17 protein-coding genes and 6 tRNA genes are annotated in these 18950 nt (G+C 69.5%); 18 read left to right on the top strand and 5 right to left on the bottom strand.

The genetic code is table 11. The annotated features are described in order from the left end of the window. Positions 1-216: 216 nt before the first annotated feature. Together ABC337_RS00650 and ABC337_RS00655 are read right to left on the bottom strand one after the other, a co-directional pair. A complete protein-coding gene (locus ABC337_RS00650) occupies positions 217-1062 on the bottom strand; it encodes a cytochrome (RefSeq protein WP_377972928.1) in 846 nt (281 codons plus the stop codon). 245 nt (positions 1063-1307) lie between these two features. Continuing rightward, a tRNA-Val gene (locus ABC337_RS00655) sits at positions 1308-1382 on the bottom strand. 722 nt (positions 1383-2104) lie between these two features. Here ABC337_RS00655 and ABC337_RS00660 point away from each other — a divergent pair. From ABC337_RS00660 to ABC337_RS00685, 6 genes are all read left to right on the top strand, one after another. After that, a tRNA-Gly gene (locus tag ABC337_RS00660) sits at positions 2105-2177 on the top strand. 47 nt (positions 2178-2224) lie between these two features. Further along, a tRNA-Cys gene (locus ABC337_RS00665) sits at positions 2225-2295 on the top strand. Between the two features lie 40 nt (positions 2296-2335). Next, positions 2336-2410: transfer RNA gene (locus ABC337_RS00670), tRNA-Val, on the top strand. 54 nt (positions 2411-2464) lie between these two features. Next, positions 2465-2537 (top strand) — tRNA-Gly (locus ABC337_RS00675). A 34-nt stretch (positions 2538-2571) separates the two neighbouring features. Next, positions 2572-2643: transfer RNA gene (locus ABC337_RS00680), tRNA-Val, on the top strand. A gap of 203 nt (positions 2644-2846) precedes the next feature. Further along, positions 2847-3113, top strand: a complete 267-nt coding sequence (locus tag ABC337_RS00685) for an antitoxin (protein WP_412882771.1) — start codon at positions 2847-2849, stop codon at positions 3111-3113. A gap of 95 nt (positions 3114-3208) precedes the next feature. On the opposite strand, the gene zapE is transcribed toward ABC337_RS00685, so the two are convergent. Further along, a complete protein-coding gene (gene zapE / locus ABC337_RS00690; RefSeq protein ID WP_377972930.1) occupies positions 3209-4246 on the bottom strand; it encodes a cell division protein ZapE in 1038 nt (345 codons plus the stop codon). Positions 4247-4461: 215 nt separating this feature from the next. Here zapE and ABC337_RS00695 point away from each other — a divergent pair, with 215 nt between their 5' ends. The 3 genes from ABC337_RS00695 to ybaK are packed head-to-tail and all read left to right on the top strand — an operon-like array spanning position 4462 to position 6353. After that, positions 4462-5379 carry a sulfurtransferase gene (locus tag ABC337_RS00695; RefSeq protein WP_412882770.1) on the top strand — a complete coding sequence of 306 codons (918 nt, stop codon included), beginning with the start codon at positions 4462-4464 and terminating at the stop codon, positions 5377-5379. 9 nt (positions 5380-5388) lie between these two features. After that, a complete protein-coding gene (locus ABC337_RS00700) occupies positions 5389-5850 on the top strand; it encodes a SufE family protein (protein ID WP_412882769.1) in 462 nt (153 codons plus the stop codon). A gap of 8 nt (positions 5851-5858) precedes the next feature. Further along, positions 5859-6353: a Cys-tRNA(Pro) deacylase gene (ybaK, locus tag ABC337_RS00705; protein ID WP_412882768.1), complete on the top strand. Its 495-nt coding sequence runs from the start codon at positions 5859-5861 to the stop codon at positions 6351-6353. A 16-nt stretch (positions 6354-6369) separates the two neighbouring features. On the opposite strand, the gene ABC337_RS00710 is transcribed toward ybaK, so the two are convergent. Beyond that, entirely contained in the window at positions 6370-7755 is a 1386-nt protein-coding gene (locus ABC337_RS00710) for an alpha/beta hydrolase family protein (protein ID WP_412882767.1), read from the bottom strand. Positions 7756-7935: 180 nt separating this feature from the next. On the opposite strand from ABC337_RS00710, the gene ABC337_RS00715 reads away from it, so the two are divergent. From ABC337_RS00715 to ABC337_RS00755, 9 genes are all read left to right on the top strand, one after another. Further along, positions 7936-8427, top strand: a complete 492-nt coding sequence (locus tag ABC337_RS00715) for a hypothetical protein (protein WP_290258084.1) — start codon at positions 7936-7938, stop codon at positions 8425-8427. A 14-nt stretch (positions 8428-8441) separates the two neighbouring features. Continuing rightward, positions 8442-8924: a peptide-methionine (R)-S-oxide reductase MsrB gene (msrB, locus tag ABC337_RS00720; protein ID WP_412882766.1), complete on the top strand. Its 483-nt coding sequence runs from the start codon at positions 8442-8444 to the stop codon at positions 8922-8924. A 146-nt stretch (positions 8925-9070) separates the two neighbouring features. Then, entirely contained in the window at positions 9071-10444 is a 1374-nt protein-coding gene (locus ABC337_RS00725) for a DUF6421 family protein (RefSeq protein ID WP_412882765.1), read from the top strand. After that, positions 10441-11172 carry an SDR family NAD(P)-dependent oxidoreductase gene (locus tag ABC337_RS00730; RefSeq protein WP_412882764.1) on the top strand — a complete coding sequence of 244 codons (732 nt, stop codon included), beginning with the start codon at positions 10441-10443 and terminating at the stop codon, positions 11170-11172. The genes ABC337_RS00725 and ABC337_RS00730 overlap by 4 nt, the downstream gene beginning before the upstream one ends. Before the next feature lie 37 nt (positions 11173-11209). After that, positions 11210-12301, top strand: coding sequence for a threonine aldolase family protein (locus tag ABC337_RS00735; RefSeq protein ID WP_412883254.1), 1092 nt, complete (start codon positions 11210-11212; stop codon positions 12299-12301). A gap of 69 nt (positions 12302-12370) precedes the next feature. Then, positions 12371-13015 carry a DUF3000 domain-containing protein gene (locus ABC337_RS00740; protein ID WP_412882763.1) on the top strand — a complete coding sequence of 215 codons (645 nt, stop codon included), beginning with the start codon at positions 12371-12373 and terminating at the stop codon, positions 13013-13015. Positions 13016-13131: 116 nt separating this feature from the next. Continuing rightward, positions 13132-14514, top strand: a complete 1383-nt coding sequence (locus ABC337_RS00745) for an HRDC domain-containing protein (RefSeq protein WP_412882762.1) — start codon at positions 13132-13134, stop codon at positions 14512-14514. A 228-nt stretch (positions 14515-14742) separates the two neighbouring features. Continuing rightward, positions 14743-16047, top strand: coding sequence for a thiolase family protein (locus ABC337_RS00750; RefSeq protein ID WP_412882761.1), 1305 nt, complete (start codon positions 14743-14745; stop codon positions 16045-16047). Next, a complete protein-coding gene (locus tag ABC337_RS00755; protein ID WP_412882760.1) occupies positions 16044-18209 on the top strand; it encodes a 3-hydroxyacyl-CoA dehydrogenase NAD-binding domain-containing protein in 2166 nt (721 codons plus the stop codon). The genes ABC337_RS00750 and ABC337_RS00755 overlap by 4 nt, the downstream gene beginning before the upstream one ends. A 154-nt stretch (positions 18210-18363) precedes the next feature. Here the strand turns inward: ABC337_RS00755 and ABC337_RS00760 are convergent, their stop codons facing one another. Then, positions 18364-18945 (bottom strand): hypothetical protein, encoded by a 582-nt coding sequence (locus ABC337_RS00760; protein WP_412882759.1) that lies wholly within the window; start codon positions 18943-18945, stop codon positions 18364-18366. Between the last annotated feature and the right edge of the window lie 5 nt (positions 18946-18950).

Raw genomic sequence — 18950 nt, forward strand, 5'->3', positions numbered from 1 at the left:
AGCGGTCGGGGATCCCGATTCCACGGTGGGTGCTGCGGATGCCGTCCCCTCTCCCGGCCCGCCGGGAGCCGCGCAACCGCTTAGCAGTGCCATGGTGAGGGCACCGACCATGCAGTGATAAAGAGAGCTACGCCGATTAGCCATGCCCTAGGGTGCTTACCCGGCGCCGCTTCGCGGAAGGGCGTTTCGGCCCGAAAGACGCGCTAAGGCGAAGGGTTAGCGTGCCATCGGCGGGGCGATCGGCAGCAGAGCCGGACCTGCCGCCACGGTGTCGGCCGACATCTCCCAGACCCTGCGCAGCGCGCAGAACTTCCACCAGTGGTGCTTCAGCACATTCGGGTTGGCGCGTTCCGGGCGGACCTCGGTCTCGCCGATCGCCACGGCCAGCAGGATGGGCGAGTCACCGTGCTGCCAGGGCTCCCACTCCCCCGCCACCGGGTCCACCAGGCTCTCCTCGGCCTTCATGCCGGCCACCAGCTGCATCACCACTTTGGCGTCCAGCGGCTTCACCATGCCGTCCCGCGTGGTGCCCTTGGTCTTGTAGTCGATCAGGCAGGTGCGGCCGTTGATCTTGGCCACCAGGTCGAGCGTGCCCGCGTATCCCACCGTCTGATTCCAGACAGTGATCTCCGGTGCGATCGGTTCGACCTGGAAGAGCTCCCACCATTCGTCGAAGCGGGCGGCGAAGGCTTCCTCGCCGTTGGCCGCCAGTGCCTCGCGGGTCTCCTTCATCTGGTGAGGGCGGCCCAGGGCGCGCAAGGCAACCTGTTCGCAGTAGTTGTGGACCCGGTCGCCGCGCTTGGCGGCGTCGTCCCGGTATGTTTCCGCGGCCTTCGCCGCCCGGCTGACGGCCTGGCGGACCTTTGCCGGGCTGCCCAGAATCTCCGGCAGGGACGGATCGGCGGCCAGGCTGTTGGCGCCCATGTAGCCAAACCAGCCATCCAGTCCGTGCGGCTGCTGGCCGATCACTGTGGTGATCGAGGGAACCGTGAACTGGGCCGAGGTGGAACGGGCGTACATCCGTCCGTACTCGGTGGCGTGGGCGAGGAGTGGGGCTGTCATGGCAAAAACTCTTTCACAGGGGTCTGACGCGATATGAAAACTGTGGAGGCGACCAACGACGACGGCGGTTGCGTGCGCCGGTAGCCGGTAGCCGGTAGATAGCCGGGAGGCGCTGCCCGCGGTCGGTATCCGCCGAGTTGCCCAAGACCGCCCTGGCCTCGGCCCGACCGGCCCAGCCGATAACGCCGCCTGACCGCCAAAAAACAATGGTCCGTCCCGCTCTACGAGCGGAACGGACCATCTGTTGGTGGGCGATACTGGGTTCGAACCAGTGACCTCTTCGGTGTGAACGAAGCGCGCTACCACTGCGCCAATCGCCCCGGGTGCCCTTGAATGCTAGCCCACCCCGGCGGAAATCTAAAATCGGCCTTCAACTGCGGCGAGGCAGCCCGTTGAGTGCCCTGTCGACGCTGCGCGGGGTCGTCGAATGAGCGTCCGCCGCGGCCGAGTGGCATCGGGGAATCGAGGAATCGAGGCGACCTCGTACCCCAGGCCTGCGCTGCTTCCCGGTCCCGCGTCGTCTTTAGGCCACGCGTCGTATCCCCGGCCCGCGTCGTATTCGCGTCGCGGGTTGCCATAGTGTCGGTGTCGGGCGTTCCCGAGCAGATCCGGGACCCGCTATCCCGAGGCGCCCGGGGCAACCCATCGTCGTCGGGGACTTCGAGGCGACTTGGTTTCGCCTCACATCGGGTCCGACTGCGGGTGTGTACCCGGACCGCTTGGCGTCGGATCCTCCGTGGAACCCGCGGAGCTGCAAAGCAAGGGTTCGAGAGCGCCCGACCAACAAAGCGGACCCCCCGAATTGCGCCATGCCGAGCATGGCCCCGCTCAACCCGCACTCTCAACCCCATTTGGCGCTCCCTGAAACGGCCTCGAATTACAGCCCTGTAATTAGCAAAATCCGCGTGGTTACAGGGATCCGCGGGGGTAGGAAGCCGGCGCAGCGCCGTCGATTTGTAGATTGCCTGAACCTCCTATAGAGTTCTTACTCGTTGGAACGCGAGGAACTGCCGAGTGCGGCGGGAAATCAACAATCAACACTGCGGACGTAGCTCAGCTGGTAGAGCACCACCTTGCCAAGGTGGATGTCGCGAGTTCGAATCTCGTCGTCCGCTCGCAGGACACTGTCACGGATAAGAATCTTCACGGATTCTGTCTACACGGTGGGTTGGCCGAGAGGCGAGGCAGCGGCCTGCAAAGCCGTATACACGGGTTCGAATCCCGTACCCACCTCGGTGAAAACCCTGGTTTCCGGTTCCGGCCGGATGCATAGGGGCGATTGGCGCAGCGGTAGCGCGCTTCCCTGACACGGAAGAGGTCACTGGTTCGATCCCAGTATCGCCCACCAAAGCAAGGCAACTTGCTTGATCCAGTACCGCCGGCATTGCCGGACGGACTAAATGCGGACGTAGCTCAGCTGGTAGAGCACCACCTTGCCAAGGTGGATGTCGCGAGTTCGAATCTCGTCGTCCGCTCTCTTTACCATCCACTCCGGATTCTTCCGGTTGCGGGCGATTGGCGCAGCGGTAGCGCGCTTCCCTGACACGGAAGAGGTCACTGGTTCGATCCCAGTATCGCCCACTCTCACAGCAGCTCCCCCGGGAGCTGCTTTTTTCGTTTCCACCCTTCCTGGCCCAGCGGCCGGCCGCCGTCGTGATGACCATCCCGCCATGGCTTTCTCCTCTGGGCGTACAAACCGTCAGCACCCTTGGCATGCCTCCGGGCCGGGGCTAGGATCGAAAGCGCTAGGAGCGATCTGGCTCCGCGACTGAAAGGAGGTGCCCGTGGGTTTACTTGACGATCTAAAGGGCAAGGCTCAGCGGCTGATTGATGGCAACGAAACGGCTATCAAGGACGGTATTGAGAAGGCCGGTGACTTCGTCGATTCCAAGACCGGCGGAAAGTACGCCGACCGCGTCGACACCGTCCAGCGGGGCGCCTCCGATTATGTGGACAACGCCAATGGCCGGCCCGAAACGGGTCCCGCCAGCGAACCCCACGTCGCGGGAGTCCCGCCAGTAGCCGGGGAACCCCGGCAGCAGGGCCTCTAACCCAGGTACGTCAGCGAGGTGCCGGTCCCGCCGATAGGTGGCGCCGGCACCTTCGTCGTTTAATCAGCTGGGCTGAGAAGCCGACGCCGTACGCCCTACGACGGCTCGTGGTTCTGGCCCTCGCGGGCCAGGGCGGTCAGGCGCGAGACCGCCCGGAAGTATTTCTTCATGTAGCCGCCGGTCATCATCTCTTCGGTGAAGAGCCGGTCGAAGGGCACGCCGCTGGCCAGGATCGGGACGTCCTTGTCGTACAGCCGGTCGGCGAGCACCACGAAGCGCAGCGCGACGGCCTGCTCGGTGATGGTCTCCACGTTGCGCCACACCACGGCGTCGATCCCGTCGATCAGCTGCCGGTAGCGGCTGGGGTGCACGCCGGCCAGGTGGTTGATCAGCGTGCTGAATTCGTCCTTGGCCACGGTCTTGCCGTCGAACTCCCGCTGCATGTGGTGCGTGAGCTCGTCGTTGCGCAGCGGCGACGGTGCCTTGGGCAGGCCGCGGTGGCGGAAGTCCTCGCCGTCGATCCGGACGACGTCGAACTGGTCCGCCAGCACCTGGATCTCGCGCTGGAAGTCGACGGCGGCGAAGCGGCCGTCGCCCAGGGAACCGGGCAGGGTGTTGGAGGTCGCCGCGAGCTTGACGCCGGCGTCGGCGAGCTCACGCATCAGCCGGGACATCAGCACGGTGTCCCCCGGGTCGTCGAGCTCGAACTCGTCGATGCAGACCAGCTTGTAGCTGCTCAGGGCCTCCACGGTCTTCCGGAAGGACAGCGCACCCACCAGATTGGTGTACTCCACGAAGGTGCCGAACGCCTTGGGTCCAGGCGCCGCGTGCCAGAGCGAGGCCAGCAGGTGGGTCTTGCCGACGCCGAACCCGCCGTCGAGGTAGATGCCCGCGCGGGACGTCTCCTTCTTGCCGAAGAGCCGCTTGAACAGGCCATCGCCGCTTCCGGCGCCGACGCCGGCCGCGAAGGTTTCCAGCGCCCGGACCGCGTGGGCCTGGCTGGGCTGGGCCGGATCGGGGCGGTAGCTGGCGAAAGAGACCTCACCAAAGCGCGGCGATGGATAAAAACCCTTGAGGAGTTCATCCACGGAAACCGCCGGGGTTCTGGCGGCGAGCTGTTCGATCTGTACCAAGGTGGTCCGTTCTGCTGGTCTCGTGTCCCCAGAAAGACTACCGGCAAAGCCGCAGTGGCCACCGGCGGCGACCGCGGCCGTGACGAAGACCATATTTCCCCCTGAGAACCCCGAAGGAACAATCCTGCGCGCCCGTGGTTAGTGTTGTCATAGGCCCGGGGCCGCGACACGCGTCCGCCCGGCACCCCCCCGACTTCCAGTGAAAGGCGCTCTTGATGCCCTACCCCGTTGAGCAGAACGAGAAATTTGCCGGCTACGCCCACCCCGAGCGGCTGGTCTCCACCGACTGGCTCGCCGCCGCGCTGGAGGACGGGGCTGTCGGGAACGGCCAGCTTGTGGTGGTCGAATCCGACGAGGACGTGCTGCTTTACGAGACCGGCCACATCCCGGGCGCCGTCAAGATCGACTGGCACACGGACCTGAACGATGAGGTCACCCGCGACTACGTCGACGGGGAAGCGTTCGCCGCCCTGGCCTCCGCGAAGGGCATCTCGCGTGACAGCACCGTGGTCATTTACGGTGACAAGTCCAACTGGTGGGCCGCCTACGCACTCTGGGTCTTCACCCTCTTCGGCCACGAGGACGTCCGGCTGCTCGACGGCGGGCGCGACAAGTGGATCGCCGAGGGCCGGCCGCTCACCACGGACAAGACCGCCGTCGCACCGGCCGAGTACCCCGTGGTCGAGCGCAACGACGCCCCGATCCGCGCCTTCAAGGACGACGTGCTGGCCCACCTGGGCAAGCCCCTGATCGACGTCCGCTCCCCCGAGGAATACACCGGCCAGCGCACCCACATGCCGGCCTACCCCGAAGAGGGCGCCCTCCGCGGCGGCCACATCCCCACCGCCGCCTCTGTCCCCTGGGCCCGTGCCGCCGCCGCGGACGGCACCTACCGCGACCGCTCCGAGCTTGAGGCGCTGTACCTGGGCGAGGCGGGGCTGACCCCGGGCGACGACGTCGTGGCCTACTGCCGGATCGGCGAGCGTTCCAGCCACACCTGGTTCGCCCTGAAGTACCTGCTGGGCTTCGAGAACGTCCGCAACTACGACGGCTCCTGGACCGAGTGGGGCAACGCCGTCCGCGTCCCCATCGCCAGGGGCACCGAGCGCGGCACCGTCCCCGCGGGAAAGTAAGCTGGAATCGTGACTTCCACTGCCCTGCCCACCGCCCTGGCGGAGATCGTTGACGACTTCCAGGCACTCGAGGAATCCGAGCGCCTGCAGCTGCTGCTGGAGTTCTCCCGCGAACTGCCCGACCCGCCGGCCCGGCTCCAGGACCACCCGGAGTTGATGGAACAGGTGGTCGAGTGCCAGTCGCCGCTGTTCCTCACGATCGAAACCGAGCCCGCCGCGGATCAGTCCGGGGCCGAGAGCGTCCGGCTGTTCTTCAAGGCCCCGCCGGAGGCTCCGACCACCCGCGGGTTCGCCGGTGTCCTGCACGAGGGACTGGACGGGCTGAGCCCCGCGGAGATCCTGGCGGTGCCGGACGACATGCCCGAGCTGCTGGGCCTGACCCGCGCCATCACGCCGCTGCGGATGCGCGGCATGACCGCGATGCTCGGCCGGATTAAGCGCAAGGTCGCCGAACTGCCGCAGCAGGGCTGAGCGGCACCATGGCACGTAAGACTGCCTCCCAGGGAACCCCGGCCACCGCGGCACTCGCGGCGGCCGGGGTTTCCTTCACCGCGCACCCCTACACCCACGATCCGGCGGCCGCCAGCTACGGCATGGAGGCCGCCGAGGTGCTGGGCATTGACCCGGCCCGGGTGTTCAAGACCCTGATGGTCGACGTCGACGGCCGGCTTGCCGTCGGCGTGGTGCCGGTGAGCGGCAACCTGGACCTCAAGGCCATCGCGGCGGCCCTCGGCGGGAAGAAAGCTGCCATGGCAGACCCGGCGACCGCGGAGCGACGCACCGGATACGTCCTCGGCGGCATCTCACCGCTGGGCCAGCGGCAGGCTTCCCCCACCGTGGTGGACGAGAGCGCCCTGGCCCTCGAGACCATCCTGGTTTCCGGCGGACGGCGCGGCCTGGACCTGGAGCTCAGCCCGCAGGACCTGATCCGGTTGACCGGCGCCCGCACGGCCCGGATCGGCACCGGCCGCTAACGGCCGGACGTTCTGCCTAATCCACCGGGGTGGCCCGCGGGGCCAACTGCTGTCCCAGCCAGGCCGTAACCAGCGCTTCCCAGCGTTCCGGGTCCACGTTCCACTCCTTCGTGTGCCGCGCGGTGTCGAACGATTCGAAAGTGACCATCTCCGGGTTCTTCTCCGCCAGCACCGCGGAGGGGCCGTACGGAACGTACTCGTCGTCGACAGAGTGGATGATGAGCGTGGGCGTCCGCAGCTCCACCGCGCGGGACACCCAGTCCATCGCCTTGAGGTCCACCGGCGCGGCCAGCCCGGTGAGGCGCCGGCCCAGCGGGTGGCTCATCATCAGCTGCCCGTAGCGTCCGATGCCCGAGGGGATCCGGTTCAGCTGGGCGTGGTGGGCCAGCACGTCCACCCAGTTGATCACCGGAGCGTCCAGCACCATGGCGCGGATCAGGTGGTGGTAGCGGGAGAGATCCGCGGTCTGCAGGCCGATGGCGCCGCCCATGGACCAGCCAAAGAGCACCACCTCCCGGGCGCCGTGCTCCAGGGCGTAGCCAATGGCCGCCTCGACGTCGCGCCACTCGGTCCAGCCCAGCCCGTAGCGACCGTCCGGGGCCGAGGGCGCCTGGCCGTCGTTGCGGTAGGTGATCAGCAGGCTGGTGAGACCCAGGTCGCGGGCCACGCGGACGGCCCGCAGGCCCTCCTGCCGTGAGGCGCCGCGGCCGTGGACCATGATCGCCCACACGTCCGACGACGGCGCCGTGGCACCAGGAGCGGCGGGGGCTTCACCTGCGGCGGGAGCGGCGGCCGGGTCGTCGAGGGCCGGCGCGTCGACGGCCGGCGCGTCGACGGCCGGCGCTGGCCGCACCAGCCATGCCGGCGCCGTGCCGCCGTCGACCTCGATCTCGACGTCCTCAGCGGGCAGGCCCAGCGCCGCGGGATCCGGATGCACGGCGCCGCTCCAGTAGGCGCGCCGGACCTGGCTGAGGTCTCCGCCATAGACGGCCTCCACCTCGCGCAGCACGGTCTGTTCCGCCGGGGAGTAGGAGACGATCCGGCCGATCCGGGCGTGCCCGCGGCCGCCGTCGAAGAACAACCCATAGACGCCGTCCACCACGGCGTCCGGGGTGGCCTTGAGGATGACCTGCGGCTTCCCGCCGCCGTCGCGGATCACGGCCAGGACCTCCTGGTCCTCCTCCCGTACCCGGACGGGGGTTACCACGCGGCGGGCGAAGTACAGCGCCAGCGCCGACGATCCGGCGGCCAGCAGTCCGGCAGCGGCTCCGCCCCCGGCAATCCCGGCCGCCGCCCACTTCGCATTGCGGGTCAGGGACGCGGCCGGCGCGGGGGCAACCGCCACGGGCAGGACGCGGCGGCTGGTGCCTCGGCGGAACGCACTGCCGGAAGAACGCTGCATGGTGCGAGACGCCGGAGACGGACTCTGCCCGGCGAGGGCGGCTGACATCGGTGCCGGCGCCGGACGCCGGGAGGGACGCGGAAGGGAGACCATGCCATCATTCTCACCCACCCGGCACGCCAGTCCGGCATCGGGCGCGGGACCGGCCCGGATGCTGACCGCGGGGACTAGGCTGGGGGCATGAGCGACCCGATTGTCATCCTGACAGAAGAGCCCCTGAACGCGGACGACCGCGTCAACATCGAGACCCTGGTCGCCGACGGCGACATGCCGCTGGTGGTCCTGGTCCCGGCCAACACCGAACGGCACCTGCTGGTGGACTTCCTGGAGAACCTCTCCATGCTGGAGTTCGCGAAGGCATTCCGCGAGCTCTCCGGCAAGCAGCCGGATCCGGAGCACGAGCGCACGGCCGCCGCGGAGACCCTGGCGGCCTCGCTGACCGCCCTGGGCGGCATCGGCGGCGGCGTGACCGGAGAGGTGGTCGAGGGCAAGCCGGTGGATGCTCTGGTTGCCAAGGCACGGGAACTCAACGCAGGCCAGGCCGTGGTCATCACCCGCCCGCACGCGGTGGCTGATACCTTCCACACCGACTGGGCCAACGAGGCGCAGGACAAGCTGGGCCTGCCGGTGCTGCACCTGTATGCCGGCTCGGGATTTATCGGGGACTCCTAAGCGTTATGGATGCCATGAGTATCTTTGGCAACAAACCCAAGAATTCACCCGTCACCTCCCCCGTCACCGAACCGGAGTCTGCCGGCACCGGCGTGCAGCCGGTGGTCAAGTCCGAGGATGAGTGGCGCCAGGAACTGAGCCCGGCCGAGTACCAGGTGCTCCGTCAGGCCGGCACCGAACGGCCCTACACCGGCGAGTACTGGGACACCCACACCCAGGGCGTCTACAAGTGCCGCGCCTGCGGTACGGAGCTGTTCACCAGCGCAGAGAAGTTCGACTCGCACTGCGGCTGGCCTTCCTTCTGGGCACCCCTCGCGGAGGGCAACGTCCGCTACATCCGTGACCGCACCCTGGGCATGGAGCGCATCGAGGTCCGTTGCGCGGCCTGCGATTCGCACCTCGGCCACGTCTTCGAGGGCGAGGGCTACGGCACCCCCACGGACCAGCGGTATTGCATCAACTCCGTGTCACTGACCCTGGTCCCGGCCGAGGACTAGCCAAGGGCGCGGACAGCTTGAGCTAGAAGACTGGGGCTACCACGGTTGCCCCAGTCTTTCTTATGCTCGCGCTAATTTTGCGTTAGGGATGCTGCTTGCTTGCTACGCTCGCCGTAGATTCCCGAGCAACCAGAAAGGCCGCCGACGTGACCGCTACCGCCCTCACCGTTTCCGCCCCGATCACCGCCGAGTCCCCGGACTGGCAGCGCCTGAAGTCCGCCGCCACCGCCCTGCAGGCCCTGCAGATCAAGGACGGGTCGGTGCCCGAGGCCGCGGACCACGCCGCCGCAGCGGACCACGTCGCCACCATCACTGCGGCCATCACCTCGCTGGCTCCGGCCTTCCCGCACGACGCCGCCTACCTGGACCTGCTCGTCACGGACTTCCGCCGCTGGGCCGACGGCGGGTTCGGCGTCCCGGACTTCCTGGACTCGCTGCAGGCCTTCCAGCCGCAGCAGCACCGGGTCAACGGACTCCAGCACCTGGTGGTCTTCCCGATGTACACCCAGAACGGCAGCACCAACCGGCTTGTCGAAGCCGTCCTGATCGAGGTCATCTGGCCCGAATTCATCGACGGTCTCGAGGCGGGCGAGTACTCCAACAAGCTCTTCGTGCCGATCCGCTTCCTCGACTTCACCCCCGGCTACGACACCAACTCCGCGGTGCTCTTCCCGGAAACCGTCGCCGTCCGCGAAACCCCCACCTTCACCTGGGGCGCCATCTTCGCCGACCGTGAGGCCGCCCGCTTCCGCCGGGTGCTGCGCGCCGCCGCGGACATCACCTCCCTGGAGCTGCCGGCCGACGCCGCGGCCCTGCTCGAGGACCAGGAGCTAACCCAGGAAACCTTCGTGATGTGGGACCTGATCCACGACCGCACCCACATGCGCGGCGACCTGCCCTTCGACCCGTTCATGATCAAGCAGCGCATGCCCTTCTTCCTGTACTCCCTGGAGGAACTCCGCTGCGACCTGACCGCCTTCCGCGAGTCCGTAAAGATCGAAAAGGACGAGGACGCCGATCCGGAGGCCCGCCGGCACGCCAAGCTGGTGCAGTACGCCGTGATCTTCGACCGCATCTTCCGCTTCGCCATCACCGGCAGCCGGGTCCGCAACTACGACGGCCTGGGCGGCCAGCTGCTCTTCGCCTGGATGCACCAGCACCACGTCCTGCACTGGACCGACAGCAAGCTCAGCATCGACTGGGACGAGGCCGCCGACGTCGTCGTCGAACTCGGCGCCCGGATCGAGGAACTCTACTGGCGCTCCATCGACCGGCCCAAGACCGCCCACTGGCTGGCCGCGTACGAGCTCATCTCCTCGACCGTCACGCCCAACCCGGCCTCGGTCTGGGCGAAGGGCCCGGAGGCACTCCCCCTGGACGGCCCGCCGCGCGGCCTGACCGACCAGGTCCTCGATGATGAGTTCCCTCTCTCGATGTTCTACGAGGCGCTGGAGAAGAAGATGCGCACCGTCATCGAGTCCACCGCGGGCATCACCGGCACCTCCGAAACCGCCGCATGAGCGCTGACGTGTTGAACGTCCTGGTCGCGGGCGGCAGCGGCGCCTCCGGCATCGCCGTCGCCCGCGCCCTTCGCGGCGCCGGGTACACGGTCTTCACCGTGGGCTCGGACGCGGACCGGATCGCGGCCGCCGCGGCCTCCGCCGGCGAGGGCGTGGTTCCGCTGACCTGTGACCTGGCCGACCCGGCCGCCGTCGCCGCCCTGCGCGAGGACCTCGCCGGGCGGGGCGTCCGGCTCGACGGTGTCATCCACCTGGTGGGCGGCTGGCGCGGCGCCAAGGGCATCGCGGACCAGCCCGATGAGGACTGGGACTTCCTGGAACGGAACGCCGTGACCACGCTCCGCAACGTCAGCCGCGCCTTCTACGCCGACCTTGCCGCCTCCGGCACCGGCCGGCTGGCGATGGTCTCCTCCACCACCGCGGCCGCCCCGACCGCCGGCGCGGCCAGCTACGCCGCGGCCAAGGCCGCCGCCGAGACCTGGACCCTGGCCGTGGCCGACGGCTTCCGTCGGGACCAGTCCGGCCACAAGGAACACCCGGTGGAACAGCACAGCGCCGCGGCGGTGTTCGTGGTCAAGGTGCTCGTCGACGACGCCATGCGCGCCGCGGCGCCGGAGCGGAAATTCCCGGGCTACACAGACGTCGCCGACCTGGCCGCCGCCGTCGTCCGGCTCTTCGACACCCCCGCCGGGGAAATCAACGGCCGGCGCCTGCCGCTTAGCCGCTGAACCGGCACCTGCCTACACTGAAAGCGTGAACGAAACGATGACCAGCGCGGTCCACACCCCCGAACAAGCACCCTCGATCGCCCGGCTGCACGACCCCGCGGTCCGCGGCTTCGCCTCCGACAACTATTCCGGCGTGCACCCCGAGGTGCTGGCCGCCCTGGCCGCCGCCAACGAGGGCCACCAGGTCTCCTACGGCGAGGACGACTACACCGCCCGCCTCCAGCAGCTGATGGAGGAGCACTTCGGCACCGGCATCGAATGCTTCCCGGTGTTCAACGGCACAGGCGCGAACGTGCTCTCCCTGCAGTCGCTGCTGCCCCGCTGGGGTGCGGTCATCTGCGCCTCCACCGCCCACATCAACATGGACGAGAACGGCGCCCCGGAGCGGATCGGCGGCATCAAGCTGCTGCAGGTCCCGACGCCGGACGGCAAGCTGACCCCCGCGCTGATCGACCAGGAGGCCTGGGGCTGGGGCGACGAGCACCGCGCGCAGCCGCTGGCCGTCTCCATCACCCAGACCACCGAACTGGGCACCTGCTACACCCCGGAGGAAGTCCGGGCCATCGCCGAGCACGTGCACGCCAAGGGCATGAAGCTGCACATGGACGGCGCCCGGCTGGCCAACGCCGCCGCCCACCTGGGCGTGCCGCTGCGCGCCTTCACCCGCGACGCCGGCGTCGACATCCTCTCCTTCGGCGGCACCAAGAACGGCCTGCTGTTCGGCGAAGTGGTGGTGGCCCTCAACCCCGAGGCCGCCCACGGCCTGATCTACCTGCGCAAGATGAACATGCAGCTGGCCTCGAAGATGCGGTTCATGTCCGCGCAGTTCATCGCCCTGCTGGAGGGCGACCTGTGGCTGCGCTCCGCCTCGCACGCCAACGCCATGGCGGCCCGGCTGCGCGCCGGCGTCGAGTCCGTCCCCGGTGTCGAGCTGAGCCAGAAGACCGAGTCCAACGGCGTCTTCGCCATCCTGCCTCCCGGCGTGGCGGACCGACTGCGCACCTCGTTCCGGTTCTACGACTGGGACGAAGCGCGGCGCGAGGTGCGCTGGATGTGCTCCTTCGACACGACCGAGGACGACGTCGATGCGTTTGTCGCCGCCATCCGGCACGAACTCTCGGACCACTAGGCGTCCCTCCGCTCCGGCCCGGCGGCGAGCCTGCCCGGCCGGGGCGGACCCCGTGCTTACCCTGTCCCTGTGACTGCACTCGACCAGGCGCCGGCGGATTTCCTCTTCGCCCTGGGCACCCTCCGCGAAGCCCGCTGCCGCAGCGAATTGCGCCTCGACGAGATCCCCGCCCCTGCCCGGCTGGCCCCCTTCTCCGTCGCCCTCGGCGCCGAAGTGGTGGGACCCGGCGACGGGGCACCGGGCGCGGTCCACGGCCCCGCTGCCGCGGCGCTGGCACCGGCTGCCGGGAGCGACGACGTCGAACTCGCCACAGGGCGCTTCATCCTCCTGCACGACCCGGACGGTTCCGAGGTCTGGGCCGGCGAATTCCGGATCGTCACCTACATCCGTGCCCAGCTCGAACCCGATATGGGCAACGACGAGATGCTTGGCTCCGTGGCGTGGACCTGGCTGGTCGAGGCGCTGGAAAACCACCGGGCCCCGTACCGCTCCGCCGGCGGGACCGCCACCCGCGTTCTCTCGGAAAGCTTCGGCACACTGGCGGACCGTCCCGGCACCATCGACATCGAACTCCGGGCCTCCTGGACCCCGGAGGGACGGGACATCGGCGCCCACCTGGAGGCCTGGGCCGACATGGTCTGCACCTTCGCCGGGCTGCCGCCGCTCCCCGAGGGCGTGGCCGCGCTCCCGCGCCGGCGCCCCCGGCCCGCCTGAACCCCCTGCCGGCGTCCCTTGCGGCCCGATTTAGACCCCTCGCCGGACCCTGCCGCGGGGTCCCGTCCAGCGGCTTTCGGCCTGCTCAGCGGGGTTATCGGTAAACTGGAGTCACCATGACCGCTCAGATACCGGACTCCAGCCCCGCAGACACGGCTGACGCACCAGCCGCCGCCCCCACCGCCGCCGCCACAGCGGCCGGCACGCCGGAGCCCGGAGGAGCCGAGCACATCACGGTCGAGGGCTTCGACAGCCTGGTCCCCGCGGTCATCGACCTAGACGCCCCGCGCGACGGCGTACCCCTCGTGATCGAGACGCAGGCCGGCCTGGAACGCTGCGCCGCGGCCCTCGCGGCGGGCCACGGCCCCGCCGGCGTCGACGCCGAACGCGCCTCCGGCTTCCGCTATGGCCAGCGGGCCTTCCTGGTCCAGATCCGCCGCGAGGGTGCCGGAACCTGGCTGATCGACCCGGAACCGTTCCGCGACCTGACCATCATTAACGACGCGCTCCGCGGCGTGGAATGGATCCTGCACGCGGCAAGCCAGGACCTCCCCTGCCTCTCCGAGCTGGGCATGTGGCCGGACAAACTCTTCGACACCGAACTCGCCGCCCGGCTGGCCGGACTCCCCCGGGTGGGCCTCGCCGCCGTGATCGAACAGCTCCTGGGCTTCGGCCTGGCGAAGGAACACTCCGCCGCCGACTGGTCCACCCGGCCGCTGCCCGAGCCCTGGCTGCGCTACGCCGCCCTCGACGTCGAGGTCCTCACCGAGCTCCGTGAAGAACTGATCGAACTGCTGACCTCGGACGGCAAGCTGGAGTACGCCGAGCAGGAGTTCGCCGCGATCCTTGAGGCCGGGCAGGCGCCCCCGCGGGTGGACCCGTGGCGCAAGACCTCCGGCCTGCACCAGATCCGCGACCGCCGGCAGCTCGCCGCGGTCCGCGAACTCTGGCTCGAACGCGACTCCCTGGCCCAGAAGCGCGACGTCGCCCCCGGCCGGCTGATCCCCGATTCCTCCCTGGTGGCCGCGGCGAAGGCGATGCCCACCACGGTCCCGCAGCTGCTGGGCACCAAGGGCTTCCACGGCCGCGCCGCCCAGCGCGAGGCCCCGCGCTGGCTCCGCTGCATCAGCACCGCCCGCAACCTCGAGGACCTTCCTCCGCTGCACCTGCCCACCAACGCTCCCCCGCCGCCGCGCGTCTGGGCCGACCGTGACCCCGAGGCCGCGGCCCGCTTGGCCACTGCGCGTCCCCGGCTGCAGGCCCTGGCCGAGGAACTGAACCTGCCGGTGGAGAACCTGCTCACCCCCGACTTCCTGCGCCGAGTGGCCTGGCGCCCGCCGGCCGAGGTCAGCGAGGAGGGCATCGCCGAGGAGCTGCAGAACCTCGGCGCCCGCCAGTGGCAGATCGAGCTCACCGCCGGGCTGATCGCAGACTCGTTCCTCAACCCGCAGCCGCTGCCACCCAAGGAACCGAAGCCGGTCACGCCGCCCGCTGTCTGACGGACGGGCGCCTGAGGGCAGCCGCCTGAGGGCAGGCGGCCGGACTGCGCACCCTCCGGGACGTCACACGTCGGACCGAAGACACTCCGACATCATTGAACAGGCTCCTTGCTTGTGATGTTACTCACGAGTAACATTGCTAGCGATGCCGCCAGGGCCATCCCGCGCACCAGCCGTCACCGGCCGCGGGGACGGGCCCGGCACCCCTGTCTCAATGAGGAGTTACACGTGAGCCAAGCCAGCCCCAGCGGAGCCCGCAACAGCGGCACCCCCCGCTCCGCCCACCGCGCCGTGCGCGACGTCGTCTTCGTCGATGGCGTGCGCACCCCGTTCGGCCGCGCCGGCGAGAAAGGCATCTACGCCGGGACCCGCGCCGATGACCTGGTGGTCAAGTGCATCCGCGAGCTGATGCGCCGCAACCCCTCCCTCCCGGCCGAACGGATCGACGAGGTCGCCATCGCCGCGACCACGCAGACCGGTGACCAGGGCCTGACGATCGGCCGCACCGCCGCCCTGCTCGCAGGACTGCCCCGCACCGTTCCCGGCTTCGCCATCGACCGCATGTGCGCCGGCGCCATGACCGCGGTGACCACCACGGCCAGCGGCATCGGCTTCGGCGCCTACGACGTCGTCATCGCCGGCGGCGTCGAGCACATGGGCAACCACCCGATGGGTGCCGGCGCGGACCCGAACCCGCGGTTCATGTCCGAGCGGATCGTGGACCCAGCCGCCCTTAATATGGGCAACACGGCCGAGAACCTGCACGACCGGTTCCCCGCCATCACCAAGGAGCGCACCGACGCCTACGCCGTCGCATCCCAGGACAAGCTCGCCGCGGCCTATGCCAAGGAGCAGATCCAGCCGGATCTGGTCCCCGTGGCCACCATGAAGCCGGGCCAGGGCTGGACCGTGAACTCCGTGGACGAACCGCCCCGCCCCGGCACCACGGTCGAGGACCTCGCCGGGCTGCGCACCCCGTTCCGCGCGCACGGCCGTGTCACCGCCGGCAACGCCGCCGGCCTCAATGACGGCGCCACCGCCGCGCTGCTGGCCTCCGCCGACGCCGCCGAGGAACTGGGCCTGCCGGTCAAGATGCGTCTGGTCAGCTACGCCTTCGCCGGCGTCGAACCCGAGGTCATGGGCATCGGCCCGGTCCCGGCCACCGAGAAGGCGCTGAAGAACGCCGGCCTCGGCATCGAGGACATCGGCCTGTTCGAGATCAACGAGGCCTTCGCCGTGCAGGTGCTCAGCTTCCTGGACCACTTCGGGATTTCCGACGAAGACCCCCGGGTCAACCGCTACGGCGGCGCGATCGCCGTCGGCCACCCGCTGGCCTCCTCGGGCGTGCGCCTGATGAACCAGCTGGCCCGCCAGTTCGAAGAGGACCACAGCGTCCGCTACGGCATGACCACCATGTGCATCGGCCTCGGCATGGGCGCCACCGTCATCTGGGAGAACCCGCACCACGCCGACTACGGCGCCGAGACCACCACCACGGGCGACACCGCCACCGAGACGGGAGAAGCAGCATGAGCGCCGCCGATTTCCAGAAACTTGCCACCCTGTTCCCGAACGAGACGGTCACCCACTCGTACGTCCAGGACATCGCGCTTCCGGCCGTGAACGGCACCAGCCCGGGCACGTTCGCGCTGGTCACCCTGGACAACGGACTGGACCACTCCAAGCCCACCACCCTGGGCCCGAACACCCTGGTGGAGCTGGGCACCGTCCTCGAGGGCCTGCGCGAGCGGGCCGCCCGCGGCGAGATCGTCGGCGTCGGCGTCACCGGCAAGCCGTACTTCCTGGTCGCCGGGGCGGACCTGTCCACGGTCAAGTCGGTCAGCGGCCGCGAGCAGGGCCTCTGGATGGCCCAGTTGGGCCACGACGTCTACTCCACCCTGGCGAACCTGGGTGTGCCGAGCTTCGCGTTCATCAACGGCCTGGCCCTGGGCGGCGGGCTTGAGATCGCGCTGCAGTCCACCTACCGCACGGTCTCTACCGGCGCGGGTGCCCTGGCGCTGCCGGAGGCGTTCATCGGTCTGGTTCCGGGCTGGGGCGGCGTGTACATCCTGCCGCGCCTGATCGGGCCGGAGAACGCCGTCAAGGTGATGATCGAGAACCCGCTGAGCAACAACCGCACCCTGACCGGCCCGCAGGCCTTCGAGCTCGGCGTCGCGGACGCCATCTTCGAGCCGGCCGACTTCGTGGAGCAGTCCGTGGCCTGGGCCGCGAAGGTGATCGCCGGCGTCGAAACCCCGGCACGCGCCTCCGCCGTCGACCCGGCCGATCCCGCCGTCGCCGAACGCTGGGCGGGCGCCGTCGCCGCGGGACGTGCGTTCGTGGAGGCCAAGACTTCCAACGCCTCCCCCGCCCCGGCCAAGGTCCTGGACGTCCTTGAGGCCAACCGCACCATGACCCAGGCCGAGTCGGCCGAGCTGGAGTGCCAGACCCTCGCCGACCTGATGCAGACCGACGAGTTCCGCTCCACCGTGTACGCCTTCCTGGACCTGGTGCAGCGCCGAGCCAAGCGGCCCGCCGGAGCCCCGGACCGCAAGCTCGCGCGGCCGGTGACCAAGGTCGGCGTCGTCGGCGCGGGCCTGATGGCCGGCCAGCTGGCGCTGCTGTTCGCCCGCCAGCTCAAGGTCCCCGTAGTGATGACGGACATCGACCAGGCCCGCGTGGACAAGGGCGTCACCTACGTCCACGGCGAGGTGGACAAGCTGCTGGCGAAGAAGCGGATCAGCCCCGACGCCGCGAACCGCACCAAGGCACTGGTCAGCGGTTCCGTGTCCAAGGAAGCCTTCGCCGACGCCGACTTCGTGATCGAGGCCGTCTTCGAGGAACTCAACGTCAAGAAGCAGGTGTTCAAGGAGGTCGAGGCGATCGTCTCGCCCGAGTGCATCCTGGCCACCAACACCTCCTCGCTCTCGGTCACCGCCATGGCGGAGGATCTGGAGCACCCGGAACGCCTGGTGGGCTTCCACTTCTTCAACCCGGTGGCCGTGATGCCGCTGCTGGAGATCGTCCGGGCGCCGAAGACCGACGACGCCGTGCTGGCGACCGCGTTCGTCCTCGCCAAGGGCCTCAAGAAGTCCGCCGTTCTGGTCAAGGACGCCGCGGCGTTCGTGGTCAACCGGATCCTGCTGCGGCTGATGGGCGAGGTCACGGCCGCGTTCGACGAGGGCACCCCGGCGGACGTGGCGGACAACGCCCTGCGCCCGATGGGCCTGCCGATGACGCCGTTCGTCCTCGGCGCCATGGTGGGACTGCCGGTCGCGCAGCACGTCCAGGAATCCCTGCACGAGGCCTTCGGCGACCGCTTCCCGGTCTCGAAGAACCTGCAGGCCCTGATCGACAACGGCGTGACCTCCGTCTGGGACCCCGCCTCGGTGAAGTCCGGCTCCCCCCGCATCCCCGAGGAAACCCTGGCGCTGATGAGCTTCAGCGACTCGCCCTCGACCGGCGAGGAAGTGCTGCACCGGGTGCAGGACGCACTGGCCGAGGAGATCGGCCTGATGCTCTCCGAGGGCGTCGTCGCCGGGCCGGAGGACATCGACCTCTGCATGATCCTGGGTGCCGGCTGGCCAATGTTCCTGGGCGGCATCACCCCCTACCTGGACCGGGTGGGCGCCTCGGAGCGGGTCAACGGGAAGAAGTTCCTGCCCGCGGGCGTGGCCTCGGAGCCGGCCGCGTAGGCTGCCGGCCTCCCACGTTGGTTCGCCGGACTATTCCGGCTACAGAGCGCCGCCGTTCCCTGTCCTCACAGACGGGAGCGGCGGCGCTTTGCTGTGCTCTCTTTTTACTGTGCTTTCTTCCTGCTGAGCCTGCGTGGCGCGGCCAGGGTCCGGCCTACTTGCTTCCGCTCTGGGCCGGCGCCGACGCCTGTCCGCCCGCGCCGGTTCCGCCGGCGGTGCCGGTGGTCCCGCCGGTGCCCGTCTGGCCGCCGCGGCGGCCCTGGCCCGGCGTCGTACTCCCGGTGCCTCCGCCGTTCTGGGAGCCGGCATTGCCGCCGTTCTGGAAGGTTCCGAAATTGGCCCGCTGGGAGCGGTTGCCGGCGTCGATCTGCTTTTGCACCGCGGAGCCCGCGAACATACCGCCGGCCACCAGGGCGACGCAGACGAGGATCTTGGTGGACCGGCCCATGACGTAGCGGCTGCGCGGGACGAACGGTTCGTCCGCGGCGTCCGGCAGTTCCGGGGCCGCCGCCGGCAGCGCCTCGGTAGGCACCGCGGCAGTCGCTGGGGCCCCGGCTGGCAGGGTCTCGGTGGCCGGGTGCGGACCTCCCCAGGACCCGGTATCCGCGGTCACCGGCAGCGCCTCGGTACCGGCCGTTTCGGCGCCAGGGCTCCAAAGGTCGGCCCCGCCGTCGTTCTCCCCCACGGTCCCCCGGCGGCGGCGCGCACCGTCGGCGCCGGCAAATACGTTCTTCATGGCTG

The organism is Arthrobacter phoenicis (genome assembly GCF_047238215.1).
In the GTDB taxonomy this organism is placed as follows: Bacteria; Actinomycetota; Actinomycetes; order Actinomycetales; family Micrococcaceae; genus Arthrobacter.